Origin of the sequence: Pseudarthrobacter sp. SORGH_AS 212 (assembly GCF_030818145.1) — a bacterium.
In the GTDB taxonomy this organism is placed as follows: domain Bacteria; phylum Actinomycetota; class Actinomycetes; order Actinomycetales; family Micrococcaceae; genus Arthrobacter.
This window is the reverse complement of the sequence record NZ_JAUTAA010000001.1, coordinates 1,634,619-1,647,679: the sequence shown is the minus strand read 5'-3', so window position 1 is coordinate 1,647,679 and position 13,061 is coordinate 1,634,619. Positions and strand designations below refer to the sequence as shown.

Genomic DNA, 13,061 nt, shown 5'->3' with positions numbered 1-13,061 from the left:
CGGATTTCCTTTCGGAAGTCCGGGCCTTCTGCCTTCGGTTTTTGGTGGGCTGGATTTAGGGGATGTCGAGGGCTGCGCGGCGCTGCGGCGGGGGTCCGACGACGGTCAGGTCCATCTCCGCCTGGGCCCGGCCGAAGCCTTCCATATCCATGTAGGGCGTCCCGCCTTCCGTGTACATGTAGTCCTCGGTGGGCTTGTTGAAGTACTCAAAGAAGCCATTGAAGACCGACGGCGTCAGGAACCCCACCATCTGCGTGTTGTGCGCGTCGAACGCGAACGAGTGGATGGTGCCGGCGGGGGCGTGGACGAAGTCGCCCTTGGTCAGCAGCATTTCGCGGCCGTTGGCGTACAGCCACATCCGGCCCTCGGTGCAGAGGAAGTTCTCGGTGTGTTCGGAGTGGAAGTGCAGCGGAATGTAGGGCGACTTGGCGCCCTTGGTGTGCACCGCGAAGTAGTTGGATCCGGTGTTGGCCGGGCGGGACAGGTAGGTGAACATCGTCTGGTAGCTGGCCAGGCGCTCACCCTCGTGGGCACTGAGGAAGTAGGGGCTCTGGGTGGCGGGGAGGCCGGCGTCGTGCTTGAACTTGGGGGTGACCCGCTCCACGTCCGGGAAGCTGATGCCGAACTCGGCACCCACCTCGGCCTGCTCCTGCAGGCCCGCGGACCGGCCGGCGCGGACCGGCGGGACGTGCGAATCGATAGGCGTGCCCACCCGCTCGTAGTAGGCCTCGCCGCCGCCGGGCGTCATCCAGTTCAGGAACCGGGTGTAGTGGCTGGCCATGCGGTAGGCGTGCGGCGTGTTCGGCGGGATGACCACCGAATCGCCGGGGGTCAGGATGCGGCTCTCGCCAGGCAGCCAGACGTGCAGGATGCCGTCGAAAACGTACAGGGTCTTGTGCTCGATGCTGTGGGTGACGAACGGGGATTCGGCGCCCATGCCGCCGGAAATGTAGGCGGCGCTGAAGATGCCGCCGGTGTCCGCAGCCCGGGCGATGACCGTGACCAGCTGCCCGTTAAGCTCGTAGCGTGCGCCCTCGCCGGAGGCCATGTAGTACGGGACGGCCTCACCCGGCAGCGCATTGGCCACCGGCAGTTGCTTGTTCATTTCCTCCACGCTGAGGGACATCGGTTCCTTCTTTCGGGTCGCCCGGCAGGGCCGGAGTGTGAGTCCCCACCAGCATGACGGACTGCCTGCCGCGCGTCAGTCCGATTTTTCATTCAATGAACAACCCGGTTCCGGCCCGCAGCTACAGCGTGGGGAGCAGGAAAGCCGGTTCCGGCCGGTGCACGCCGCGGGGGCGGTAGCCCAGGGCCTCCGAGTGTCCCAGCAGGTCCGCCAGGTACCAGGTAATGCTGAGCCACATCTCGGTGCCCTGCAGGCCGGGGAGGTTCTGCTGGGCGCTTTCCGGTGCCGCGCTGAAGGCCATGCCCTGCCCGGGGTGCCACTGGCTGAGGGCGTGGTCCAGCTGGGTTGCGGCCCAGGCCTTGATATCGGCCTCCCGGTGTGTCACCTGTTTCCGCGCGAGCCAGAGCGGATGGACGACGTCGAGCACGTTGCACGCGTTCTGCCGGCCGTCCGCGAAGTACCGGGGATCCGCCCCGTGCTCCAGGACGGTGCCGATCAGTTGTTCCGGGTGGGGGACCGGCAATCCGAACTGGGCGAAGGTGCCGCGGGTGAGCCGGTAACAGCCGTTGACCACCTTGAGCCGGGTATCGGGTGAAGGGGTTCCCCAGGTCCCAGCGGCGCTGTTGACCCGGGTCAGGAGCCAGCCGAACAGGGCCTCCAGGGTGCCGGTGCTCCCGCGGTTGGCGTCCGCTGCGTGGGCCAGGTTCCAGTACTCCGCAGTTCCCCACGCATCCACCCAGGCGCCGCATTCCCAGGCTTCCTTCCGCCATGGCAGGGCGTTCAGCCGGGCGGCCAGATCCGCAGGCCCGGTCCCGGCCACCGCGTGGATGGGGTGCTTGAATCCGCTGCCCAGCAGATCGAGGGCGTAACCCACGGACAGCACGTGATACGTGGCCTCCCCGCGCCCGAAAGCCGGTTCACCGGCGTCCGGCAGCCCGTCGGGGCCGTACTCGGGCACCAGGCCCGTCCGTGGATCCTGCAGCGACCGGAGCCGGTGCGCGTGCGCGTCCCTGCTGAGCTGCGGGGGAGTGGTGCGGAGCAGGAGATCCGCGATTTCGACCGCGTCGCAGTGGGCCCGGACCGTTGCCGCCGCACCCGGACGGTCCACGTACCGGCCCTCACCGAAGCCGCCGGTGCCGGACGCCTCCTGCTGCCACGAGCGGGCGATGATCTCCGTGGCGTCGGCCCGGGCCGTTGCTGCGAAGGATGCCAGCCGTTCCCGCAGGATCCCGTCGCCGCTGCCGGCAGGTTTGCGCGGACTCCTCCTGTCGCGGATAAACCGTGCGGGATTGCCGCCCACCACCGCCCAGTCGGGCACGTCCTTGGTGACCACGGCACCGGCGGCGAGGACTGCGTGGGAACCCACTGTGACGCCGTCGAGCACCACCGCGTTGGAACCGATCCAGACGTCGTCGCCGAAGACAATGCCCTTGCTGGTGAGCGGCTGCCGGAACACCGGTGCGGAAGGCTCCATGGAGTGGTTGAACCCCAGGATGGAGGTGTGCGCGCCGATGCGGACGCCGTCGCCCATGCTGACGGTGCCGCGCACCACGGTGAAGGCGTTCACCGTGCAGTTGCTGCCGATCCGAAGATCCCCGGTGAGGTACGCGTGGGCGGCAATGAGCGATTCGTCCCCCAGGGCCAGGCTGTCCGGGTCCACCATGGCCAGCGCGGAAACGTAGGCCCCTTCGCCGATAGTGATGCCGCCCTTGCCGGCCAGGGCCCGCTGCCGTTCCAGCTGCGCCTCACGCTGAGAGGCGGACGCATTGGCCCGGAAGGTCCAGGGGGAATAGTCGAAACTGAGGTCCGGCTGGGCGTTCACGGTGTCTCCACAACGGTGTCTTGGGCTGAAACGGGCTGCTGGCGGTCCGGCCAGTGGCGCAGGTACCAGGCCTTGGTGGATGCGAGGGCGGCGTCCAGCCGGACAGCATCGGGGTGCCACGCCTTCTCCCATTCCAGGCACAGCAGTCCGGTGTAGCCGTGGTCCTTGAGGAGCTGCGCGAATCCGTCCACGGGGAGGGTCCCATCCCCGATCGGCACCGGGGTCCGGCTGTCCGGCAGCCCGGCGTCCTTGACCTGGACGCTGCCCAGGCCGCTGGTGAGCCAGGGCGCCAGGATGTTCCACGTATCCTCGAGGCTTTCGCCCACACGCCAGGGGTGCATCAGGTCCCACACGGCTCCCACCCTTCCCTCCGCCTGGCCCAGGATCTCGGCAATGTCCCGTCCGCGGGGGTGGGAGTCGTGGGTTTCCAGCGCCGGAAACACGTCCAGTTCTTCGGCAAGGCGGCCGACGGCGGTGAGGCGCCGGGCGGCGAGGGCGTTGACTTCGTGCCGGGCCGCCGTCGTCACGGGAACCTGCTGGTAGTCCGCGGGCGCCGTGGGGGCACCGGGAAAGACCCGGACCGTGGGTGCTCCGAGGTCCGCGGCCAGGAACAGTGCGGCCTCAAGGGCGCCCACCACGAGTTCGTCCGGCGCCGGGTCCGCCACCCGGATGTAACTGGCCAGCCCGGTGATGGCCACGCCGGCGTCCGCCACCTCCGAGCGGAGGCGGGCACGGTCCTGCCGGGTCATCGCCGGCGCTGCAATCTGGCCCGGGGCAAGCCGCAGTTCAACGCCTGACACCCCTTGCCCGGCCAGCCAGCCCAGCACGGTGCCGAGACCTTCGCCGGGGGCGCCCAGGGTGGAAACGGTCAGGACCGGGCGGCCCTCTGGAAGGTAATGCAAGGGTCTCCCCGGTCTGTAAGGAATATCGTTTCAACCATTCTTTGCGGGCCCCTCTGTGCGGTCAACCGATTAATGGCGGTTCGATCACAATCGGTCAGCTGGGCGGCTGCGGGTTGGTCCCGTCGCCCGCTTCCGGGCGGCTCACCTGTCCCACCACCTCGGCGGTGTAGGCCTGGGAAGAGGCCATGCTGCCGCGGAACCACAGCACGGCGTGGACCGAGGGGTCGCCGGGAACCACCAGGGGGCGGAGGTTGTCTGAGTGGGAGTCTTCGGTCAACGCGCTCCAGCTCCAGCTGGCGCCGCCGTCGGCCGTCTGTCCCCGGTAGATCTCGTAGTGGTCAGTGGCTTCGCCGGTGCCGGGGTGGACCGGCGTGGAAATGTAGACCTGGTCCAGGTTGTTGGGGTCAACGGCCCCCAGTCCGGTGTAGTCCTGCTCATGGGGGAGCAGGCCCGGGCCGGCCACGGCCAGCGGGTGCAGGGCCCACTCCGTTCCGTCGAAGCGCGCGTACAGCAGCCGGTGGTCGTCGACGTCTAGCCGTTGCTGACGCTGGAGCGGGCCGTTGACGTCGTTGGCCCGGCAGCTGATGATGGCCGCCAGCTGGTTGCCCTGCCCCCGCAGGTCTGCTGTCCAGGCGTGGGTGAGGACGTCGCCGTCGATTTCGGTACCGGCCCGGAAGACGGTGGTGAGGGTGTCCTGGTTGACGCCCGCGGAGCCCAGAAGCGGCTTGCTGGCCACCCGGCCTTCTGCGTCGTGCAGCGCATCGTCCCGGATGAAGCCGTGGTAGATGCTGTTGTTGAAGTCGCGGGGGTGGTGGTCCGTGGTGATGAGGTCGATCCGGTCCACGCCGTTGCCCCAGTAGCGGGTGTAGCCGTTGACGTAGCCAACCTTGGGGCGGGTGAGGAGCTTGCCGCCGTAGCGCCAGGTGCTGCCGTCGTCGTCGGACACCAGCATGGTGGGATCGTCATTGACGGCGCGGACAAAGTTGTAGACGCGGGATTCGGCGTCCAGGCGGTGCAGGTTGGAGTAGGTGGCGCCGCGGCCGTCCGCCAGCTCGGTCCAGTCGAAGACCTGCTCGGGCTCCCATTCCGAGGCGTCATGCGGCCGGACGGATACGCGCCAGCGGGAGTAGTTGTCCGTCTTGTGCCTGGCGTACATCGCCACGTATCTGCCGTCCGGCCGGATCAGCAGTGCCGGGGCGTTATGGTCATCGGATTCCAGCCGTTCGTGCAGCACATGGACCTGGCTGTGCCCCGTGGCAGGGTCAAGCACCGCTACCTCGATGTTGCCGCCGCGGTCAGCACCGCCGGGCCCTTCCGGAGCGGCGACGGAACCCACCAGGAGGGTGTTGTTGGCCGGATCGATGAGGGCGCGTTCGTCCTGGAACCAGCACCATGCCCCGTTGTCATTGATGCGCACTGTGAAAGCCGTTCTGTGTGATTGAAGGAAGGGTGGCGTGCTTCATTCAATCAGGACCGGCGAGCCTTGGAAAGGGCTTTCCGATAATGGCGGGCTCACCGGTCCGGGCGGAAGCGGCCGTCCGCCGCCTCCGCATGGCCGCTCAGGACTCGCATTCCCTGCAGTACTTCTTCCCGTCCTTTTCCCGTGCCAGCTGGCTGCGGTGATGGACCAGGAAGCAGGACATGCAGGTGAACTCGTCCGCCTGGACCGGGACAACCTGGACCTGCAGTTCCTCGTGGGACAGATCGGCTCCGGGGAGCTCAAAGCTGTCCGCAAGGTCAGTCTCGTCCACATCGGGAGCCGCCTCCCGGCGTCCCGGCTTGTCGGCCTTCAGCTCCTCGATGGCAACGTTCGGTTCGTCTTCCGGCGTCACCCGTGGAGCGTCGTAGTCAACTGCCATTAGTGCGTTCTCCTCTCTGGCTGGTGAAATCCGGAACCACCTGGCAGGTTTGTCCGACGGGATTCCTCCCGACTGATTCTTCTGGACAGATTCTTCCGAACAGGGCAACAACGCCGGGCCAGGGCCACAATATTCCCTTCCGTGCCTGCGGCCGGTCAGCCCTCCGGCCGGGTGTTCACGCCCCTGGTCATCTTGCGGATTTCGTCGTGCTTCAGGCCGCTCACGGAGGCGAGCTGGTAATCGTCCAGCAGGCGCTGTTTCCTCGCGTCCGCCAGCACCTGGACACGGTGGCGTTCGACGGCGGCACGCGCCGCTTCAACGGCGGACACCTCGTCCGCGATCCCGGCAATGGTGCGCAGCTGGTCCTCGGCCGGCAGGCCCGAGGGGTACAGCCCGTCCCGGCCCAGCCCGATGCCGCGGACCGCGGTGACCGGCACGCCCGCAGCCCGTGCGATGGTGGTGACCTTCACGCCGTCGCAGACGGCCTGTGCCACGCGTTCGTTGAGCTCGGAGAACAGGGCCCGCAGCCGGCTGGACCGGAGGGAAATCATCCGCCGCTGCTGCTCCAAAAGGTCCCGGATCTCGCCAATCCTGGCGGCGGCAGGGTCCGCCTGCGGTGTTCCCCGGTACCGGTACGCCCCACGCGGGGAGCCACCGGTGTGCGTAGCCGCGGCAGCGGCCGTTGGACGGAAGGCGTGGCGGGAGGACACGGCCGGCTCCTTGCTGCCAAAAGGCTCCTGGGACGAAAGTAGCGGAGGACCACCCCAGGCAGACGGCGGAAAGCCGGCCGCCGCCGTCGTGCGCCATGGCGCGGAGCGCGGGAAGGAGGTCCAGCCTGCCACGCTACGCGGCCCCGCCGCCGGGCAGGGAATACCTATTTGGCGTGGTGCTATAGCGGATTCTTCTGGGTGCGGCGTCATAAGGGCCGCTTATCCGTCCACGCACTTTAGGTCTTATCCAAGCGGGGCGTTCCTTCCCTACGCTCGAATGAATCACCCTCCGTCCGCAGTGGAAGGCCCCGGAAGAGAACATGCCTGAATTCGTGCCAGCGTCACGCGTCACCCGAATCAAATCCTCACCCAGCGTGGCCGCAGCAGCCCGCGTCCGGGAGCTCAAGGCCGAGGGCCGGCGGATCCTGGACCTGACGGTGGGCGAACCGGATTTCGATACCCCCCAGCACATCAAGGACGCCGCCATCGCCGCCCTTGGCCGCGGCGAAACCAAGTACACCTCGGTCACCGGAACGCCCGAACTCCAGCAGGCCATCCTGCAGACGCTCGAGCGCAAGACCGGGCAGCGGTACACGCCCGGCGAGATCACCATCGGCGGCGGCGGCAAGCAGGTCATCTTTACAGCCTTCATGGCCACCCTGGACGCGGGTGACGAGGTGGTCATTCCCGCCCCCTACTGGGTGTCCTACCCGGACATGGTGCTCGCCAATGAAGGCACCCCGGTGGTCGTCCCCTGCTCCGAGGACACCGGCTTCAAACTGACCCCGGAGGTGCTGGCAGCGGCCCTCACGGACCGTACCAAGTGGGTCATCCTCAACACGCCGTCCAACCCCACCGGGGCGGTCTACTCCCGTGCCGAACTCGCCGGCCTGGCCGCGGTCCTCAAGGAGCACCCCGCCGTCCATGTCCTCACTGACGAGATCTACGACGAAATCCACTTCGGCTCGGAACCGATCACCAGCCTCGTTGCCGTGGCGCCGGAACTCAAGGACCGCGTGCTGGTCACCAACGGTGTCTCCAAGGCTTACGCGATGACCGGCTGGCGGCTGGGCTACGCCGGCGGACCGGCGCCCCTGGTGGCAGCCATCAACAAGCTCCAGTCCCAGATGTCCTCCTGCCCGTCCTCCGTCAGCCAGGCGGCCGCCGCCGCGGCACTCACCGGCGACCAGTCCTTCGTCCGCGAAAGCGTGGCCGTGTACCGCGAACGCCGGGACGCGGCAGTTTCCGGGCTCAACGCCATCGAAGGCCTCAACTGCGCGACGCCGGAGGGCGCCTTCTACGCGTACGTCAACTGCGGCGGGGTCATCGGCAGGACCACGCCGGACGGGAAGCTGATTGCCAACGACGAGGACTTCACCCTCTACCTGCTGGACGCCGCCTCCGTGGCCGTCATCCAGGGCTCGGCCTACGGTGTGGGCCCCTACTTCCGGATCTCCTACGCCACGGGACTGCCCGTGATCGAGGAATCCATCGCTGCCATCGAAAAAGCGGTCCTGGCGCTCTCCTGAGCCCCGTGTCCTGCATCAGCCCCTCAACCACCTCCCTTTCCAGCCTCTCCAGGAGCCATCCCGTGATCCACGTCAAGACCAAGTTCGACAAGCCGTCCGAGGACGCCATCGCACGCCTGTCCAAGTTCTCCTCCGCCACGGTCCACGAAGCCCAGGGGCGCAAGGGTGCGCTGAGCTCGAAGATCAAGCCGATCGACCGCAGCATGTCATTCTGCGGCCCGGCCGTCACCGTGGTGTGCGCGCCGCGGGACAACCTCATGCTGCAGGTGGCCATCCACTACGCCCAAAAGGGCGACGTTGTCCTGGTTGCGGCCGGTGAATTCGAGGAAGCCGGAACCTTCGGCGACGTGCTGGGCAACGCCATGAAGGCCAAGGGCGTCGCCGCCATGGTGACCGATTCCGGCGTGCGCGACACGAAGGACCTGATCGAACTCGGCCTGCCGGTGTTCTCCGGCAGCGTCTGCATCAAGGGCACCGTGAAGGAAACCATCGGCCCCATCAACCACCCGCTGGTGTTCGGCGACGAAATTGTCTACCCCGGCGACGTCCTGCTGGGCGACGCCGACGGCGTCGTGGTGGTCCGGAAGGACGAAATCGAGGAAGTCATCGCACTGTCCCAGGCACGCGTTGACGCCGAAGATGAACTCATCCGCCTCTACAAGGAAGGCGGCACCACCATCGAGCTGTGCAAGCTTACGGACGTCCTCAAGGCCAAGGGCCTGCTGGTGGAGGACGCCGAACTCGAACCCGCGCTGTAAGCACAAAGCAGGGCCCGGGGTTCCTTTCGGAACTCCGGGCCCTTCTGCTGTGGTGGAACTTGTCAGTTCATGCCGGGGAGGAGATGCGCCGGAGGCCCAACCTGGCTGTCATCCAGGTACCACATGGTGGAGCCGCGCTTGCCCGGCGGCATCATGCTTCCCTCAAAGACGAAAACAGGGTCCGACGCCGGCCCGTCCTCAGGCCGCCAGAATCCGTTCGTGGGGCAGTGCGAGCCTGTGCCCGCCTTGAGCTGGACCCTTCGGTCCGAGGACTTCCGGTATTGCAGGCTGGTGATCTTTTTCATGGCTGGGCTCCAAGGAATCATTTGTGCCGGGTAAACGCCGTTGGCGAACCCTTATGGCTTTTATCCTAGGACGCCCGTAATTCCATGGATAAGACTAATGGAGCGTGACCTGATAAGGCTGCCTTATGATGGCTATTTCGAGGCGGCAGGATTTCCCGCGGAAATCGGCGGGTATTTGCTGCGGAGCATTTCCTGCAGCATTTCCTTCAGGACCAGCAGCACGGCGGACCCCGCCTCGGACAGTGGTTCATGGTCCGGGGTGCAGAGGGCGATCTTGCACTGCAGTGCCGGATCCACGATCCGCAGGACCCGGAAGTCCTCCTCATGGAACAGGGCGTCCGCCGCCGACTTCGGCAGGATGGTGGCCCCCAGGTCGCTGCGCAGCAGCCGGGTGAGCGATGGAACCGACTCCACCTCGCCCACCAGCCGGAGCGTGAGCCCCTTGCCCTCGATGCCGGCCTGCACTACCTGCCGCAGGGTGTGGATCTGCTCCGGCAGGAAGAGGCCCAGCGTGGCTGCCTGCTCCAGGGTGATGGTGTCTGCCTCCGGCCCGACCGGAAGCTCGCGGCTGGCGTTGACGATCAGGTACAGGTCCTCGACGATCAGGGTGGTGAACTGCACGCCCCGGATGGGCCCGGGCTCGTAAATCAGGGCCATGTCCAGCCGGCCGTTCTTGATGGCCTCGCTCAGCACACCGCCGTAAATCTCGGTCAGGTGCAGCACGATGTCCGGGTAGCGCCGGCTAACTTCGCTGATGATCCGCGGTGTCAGGCTGGACGCCATGCTGTAGGGGGCGATGGCGATGGAAACCCGGCCCGACGGCGCAGCGCCGGATGCTGCCACATCCAGCCGTGCCTGCTCCACCAGCCTCAGGATGGTCTGCGAGTGGCGGTAGAGGGTGTGGCCGGCGGCGGTAGGCTCCACGCCCTGCTTGCTCCGGATCAGGAGCCGCTGCTTCAGCTCGGTTTCCAGGGAGGACACCTGCTGGCTCAGGGCCGGCTGGGCGACATGGAGGGCGGCGGCGGCCTTGGTGATGCTGCCGGAATCGACGATCTTCACGAAGTACGCCAGCTTGCGGGTGTCCATAGCGTTCCTCTTTCCGGCGGGGACGGCACAGTACTGCGGGGGTCATACGTTGGCGCTATGGCGGGACAGGCATTACGTCTTTGTGTGATCCCGGCCTCAGGCATAGGTTAATTGCAGATGACTTCCCAATGACCAGAACATTCTATCCCCGCTCCGGTCATAGCAGCTTCCGATGACGGCATATGCATTTTGCATAAACCGCAGAGGCGTCATTTAGCCGCATTGTTTTTACATTTCCGAAACAAGCCATTAGTACATTTCCAGGTGTCGGCCACAAGGCCGCAAGCGAGGGGTCATAACCGTCCCCTATCCCGTGACACCGATTACGTCTTTGTGTGAGTCAAGTCTCCGGTGCCACACTTTTTTACATCCCCAAACATGCAGCAGAGGAAGGCCCGCAATGCCCACAGTTGATCTCGTAGCGGATCTTGGTGAAGGTTTTGGTGCCTACTCGATCGGCGACGACAAGGCCCTCCTGGATATCGTTTCCAGCGCCAACATCGCCTGCGGATTCCACGCCGGCGATCCGGACATCATGAATGCCACCGTTGCAGAATGCGTCCGCAAGGGAGTGGGCATCGGCGCCCACCCAAGCTTCCCGGACCTCCGCGGCTTCGGCCGCCGGGCCATGGACCTCTCCGCGGACGAAGTCCGCAACGACGTCGTGTACCAGCTCGGCGCCCTCACGGCTTTCGCCGCCTACCACGGCGGGTCTGTCTCCCACCTGGCCCCGCACGGGCGCCTCGGCAACCTCGTAGCAACCCGCGCCGACTACGCCGGGGCTGTGGCTGACGCCGCGGCCCGCGTGGACCCCCGCCTGATCGTGCTCGCCCAGGACGGCGAACTGGCCACCGCCGCAGCTGACCGTGGCTTGCAGGTCGCCATCGTGGGCATCGCCGACCGCGCCTACCAGGAAGACGGCACCCTGGTTCCCCGCAGCCAGCCCTGCGCCGTCATCCACGACCCCGCAGCCATTGTCGAACGGACCGTCCGGATGGTCTGCGAAGGCCTGATCGCCACGGCGTCCGGCAGTGACCTCGCCATCCAGGCGGACACCATCCTGCTGCATGGGGACAATCCCGGCGCCGTCGAACTGGCCCCGCCTGATCCGCAGCGAACTGATCACGGCAGGCGTCACCGTGGCCCCGCTGGCGCAGGTGCTCGCCGCGAAGCAGAAGGTTTCCTGACCATGCCGGCCCCAACCATCGCCGCCCCCGCGGCACTGGAGATCCACGAGTCCGGTGACGCCGCCCTCCGGGTGGTGGCGACCTCCGGCAATGCCGAAGCCGACTGGGCTACCGTCCACTCCCTGGCCGGCTGGCTGGCAACGGCCGGCGTCGACGGAGTCCATGGCGCCGTGCCCACCTACGACTCCGTGCTGGTGGAATTCGATCCCTACCTCACCTCCGCGCGGCAGGTCCGGGCATTCGTGCTCCTCGCCATGCGCCAGCTTGATTTCACCGGCGCCACCGTCCGTGAGCCCCGCCGCTTCGAAGTGCCCGTGGTGTACGGCGGCAGCTACGGACCGGACCTGGACCGCGTGGCAGCAGAGCAGGGCATGGACGCCGCGGACGTCATCGCCCGCCACACCGAAAAGACCTACGTCATCCGCTGCCTGGGAGCGCCGGCCGGCTCTCCCATGATGGACGGACCGGACTTCCCGTTCCCTGTCCCGAGGCTCAAGGATCCGCGGCTCTCCGTCCCTGCCGGGGCGGTCTCCGTTGCCGGACGCCAGGCAGTGATTGCCCCGGCTACGGCACCCGGCGGCTGGTGCGTCATCGGCCAGACGCCGCTGACCGTCCTCGATGCCACGCGCGAACCGCTGGTGCCCTACGTTCCGGGCGACGAACTGTGTTTCCACGCCATCCCGGAAGCGGACTTCGACAGCCTCGCCGGGCAGTTCCTGGAGGCGCGGCCATGACCGGATCGTTCGTCATCCTGCAGCCCGGACACTCCGTGGCCACCGACCTCGGCCGCACCAAGGGCCCCGCCTTCGGCCTCCCGGTCAACGGTGCCCTGGACCAGTTCTCGGCCAAGGCCGCCAACATCCTGGCCGGCAACGCGGACAACGAACCGCTCCTGGAACTCACCGCACTCGACTTTCGGATGCGCGCCACCACGGACCTGCTGATCGCCGTCACCGGCGCGCCGCTGGACCTCACGGTGGGCGGCCGCGACTGCCCGCAGTGGGAGCCGGTCTCGGTCCGGGCCGGCGAAACAGTGGCGGTCCGTGGAATCCGTACCGGGCTCCGGGCCTACATCGCCGTCCACGGATCGTTCGCAGTACCCACCCTGCTGGGCAGCTGCGCCCCGGACACGGTGGTGGGCTTTGGCCTCAAGCTCATTGAGGGAACCGAACTGGCCACGCAAAGGACCACCGCCCCCATCACGCAGCCGCATTACGGCCTGCCCCTGTTCCGGCTGGGCCTGACCAAACCGGACTTCACCACCCACCCGGTCATCGATGTCACCGATGGTCCGGACGTGGCGGAGTTCGGCACCACCGCAGACCTGCTTTTCACCTCGCAGTACACCGTCAGCCCCAGGAGCAACCACATCGGCCTCCGGCTCGGCGGCGCACTGCCCGAACGCCAACTCACCTCCGAAGTACTGTCCCGCGGCGTTCCGGTGGGGGCCATCGAGGTCCCGTCCCGGGAAGAACTGCTGGTCCTGCACCGGGGACGCGGCGTGACGGCAGGCTATCCGGTCCTGGCAGTGGTCACCAGCCGCTCGTTGGACGTCCTGGCGCAGGCCAGGCCCGGACATACCATCACCTTCCGAAAGACAACCGTTGCTGATGCAACGGCCACCCACAGGGCAGCCTGCCTGGAACTGGACAGGCTGCGGAGCACCATCCAAACGGTCTTCGGACTCCTCGGCATCGGAGCCGGCGAGCGCTGGCACGAACTCAGCCCAGCGTCAGGAAGCTGAATCCCGTGAATGCTTTTCCCAAACCCACAAAGG

The 13,061-nt window shown here is 67.0% G+C and carries 12 protein-coding genes and 1 pseudogene; 5 read left to right on the top strand and 8 right to left on the bottom strand.

The features are described 5' to 3' along the window. Nucleotides 1-55: 55 nt before the first annotated feature. The 6 genes from QE394_RS07525 to QE394_RS07500 all read right to left on the bottom strand — a co-directional run bounded on the left by QE394_RS07525 (nt 56) and on the right by QE394_RS07500 (nt 6,419). On the bottom strand, nt 56-1,126 hold the full coding sequence (locus tag QE394_RS07525; protein WP_349034183.1) for a quercetin 2,3-dioxygenase: 1,071 nt from the start codon (nt 1,124-1,126) through the stop codon (nt 56-58). Nucleotides 1,127-1,247: 121 nt separating this feature from the next. Next, on the bottom strand, nt 1,248-2,948 hold the full coding sequence (locus QE394_RS07520; RefSeq protein ID WP_349034182.1) for an acyltransferase: 1,701 nt from the start codon (nt 2,946-2,948) through the stop codon (nt 1,248-1,250). Continuing rightward, complete coding sequence (locus tag QE394_RS07515; RefSeq protein ID WP_056082613.1) at nt 2,945-3,850, bottom strand: TIM barrel protein; 906 nt, start codon at nt 3,848-3,850, stop codon at nt 2,945-2,947. The genes QE394_RS07520 and QE394_RS07515 overlap by 4 nt, the downstream gene beginning before the upstream one ends. A 94-nt stretch (nt 3,851-3,944) precedes the next feature. After that, a complete protein-coding gene (locus tag QE394_RS07510) occupies nt 3,945-5,267 on the bottom strand; it encodes a BNR-4 repeat-containing protein (RefSeq protein WP_349034181.1) in 1,323 nt (440 codons plus the stop codon). Nucleotides 5,268-5,409: 142 nt separating this feature from the next. Then, nucleotides 5,410-5,709 (bottom strand): DUF4193 domain-containing protein, encoded by a 300-nt coding sequence (locus QE394_RS07505; protein WP_056082606.1) that lies wholly within the window; start codon nt 5,707-5,709, stop codon nt 5,410-5,412. Between the two features lie 155 nt (nt 5,710-5,864). Further along, entirely contained in the window at nt 5,865-6,419 is a 555-nt protein-coding gene (locus QE394_RS07500) for a hypothetical protein (protein ID WP_261618623.1), read from the bottom strand. Between the two features lie 320 nt (nt 6,420-6,739). On the opposite strand from QE394_RS07500, the gene QE394_RS07495 reads away from it, so the two are divergent. Next, nucleotides 6,740-7,948 (top strand): aspartate transaminase, encoded by a 1,209-nt coding sequence (locus QE394_RS07495; protein WP_349034180.1) that lies wholly within the window; start codon nt 6,740-6,742, stop codon nt 7,946-7,948. Nucleotides 7,949-8,010: 62 nt separating this feature from the next. Beyond that, on the top strand, nt 8,011-8,706 hold the full coding sequence (locus QE394_RS07490) for a 4-carboxy-4-hydroxy-2-oxoadipate aldolase/oxaloacetate decarboxylase (protein WP_261618625.1): 696 nt from the start codon (nt 8,011-8,013) through the stop codon (nt 8,704-8,706). A gap of 62 nt (nt 8,707-8,768) precedes the next feature. Here the strand turns inward: QE394_RS07490 and QE394_RS07485 are convergent, their stop codons facing one another. Both QE394_RS07485 and nac read right to left on the bottom strand, forming a co-directional pair. After that, complete coding sequence (locus QE394_RS07485) at nt 8,769-9,011, bottom strand: hypothetical protein (RefSeq protein WP_056082593.1); 243 nt, start codon at nt 9,009-9,011, stop codon at nt 8,769-8,771. Nucleotides 9,012-9,143: 132 nt separating this feature from the next. Continuing rightward, a complete protein-coding gene (gene nac / locus QE394_RS07480; RefSeq protein WP_349034179.1) occupies nt 9,144-10,097 on the bottom strand; it encodes a nitrogen assimilation transcriptional regulator NAC in 954 nt (317 codons plus the stop codon). Nucleotides 10,098-10,497: 400 nt separating this feature from the next. Between nac and QE394_RS07475 the strand changes: the two are divergent. The 3 genes and pseudogenes from QE394_RS07475 (at nt 10,498) to QE394_RS07465 (ending at nt 13,028) form a co-directional block, all read left to right on the top strand. Continuing rightward, nucleotides 10,498-11,284, top strand: a pseudogene (locus tag QE394_RS07475) (5-oxoprolinase subunit PxpA). A 2-nt stretch (nt 11,285-11,286) separates the two neighbouring features. Beyond that, the gene (locus tag QE394_RS07470) at nt 11,287-12,018 is read left to right on the top strand and encodes a carboxyltransferase domain-containing protein (protein ID WP_349034178.1); all 732 of its coding nucleotides are present in this window, start codon (nt 11,287-11,289) and stop codon (nt 12,016-12,018) included. Beyond that, complete coding sequence (locus QE394_RS07465; RefSeq protein ID WP_349034177.1) at nt 12,015-13,028, top strand: biotin-dependent carboxyltransferase family protein; 1,014 nt, start codon at nt 12,015-12,017, stop codon at nt 13,026-13,028. The genes QE394_RS07470 and QE394_RS07465 overlap by 4 nt, the downstream gene beginning before the upstream one ends. Nucleotides 13,029-13,061 lie beyond the last annotated feature (33 nt).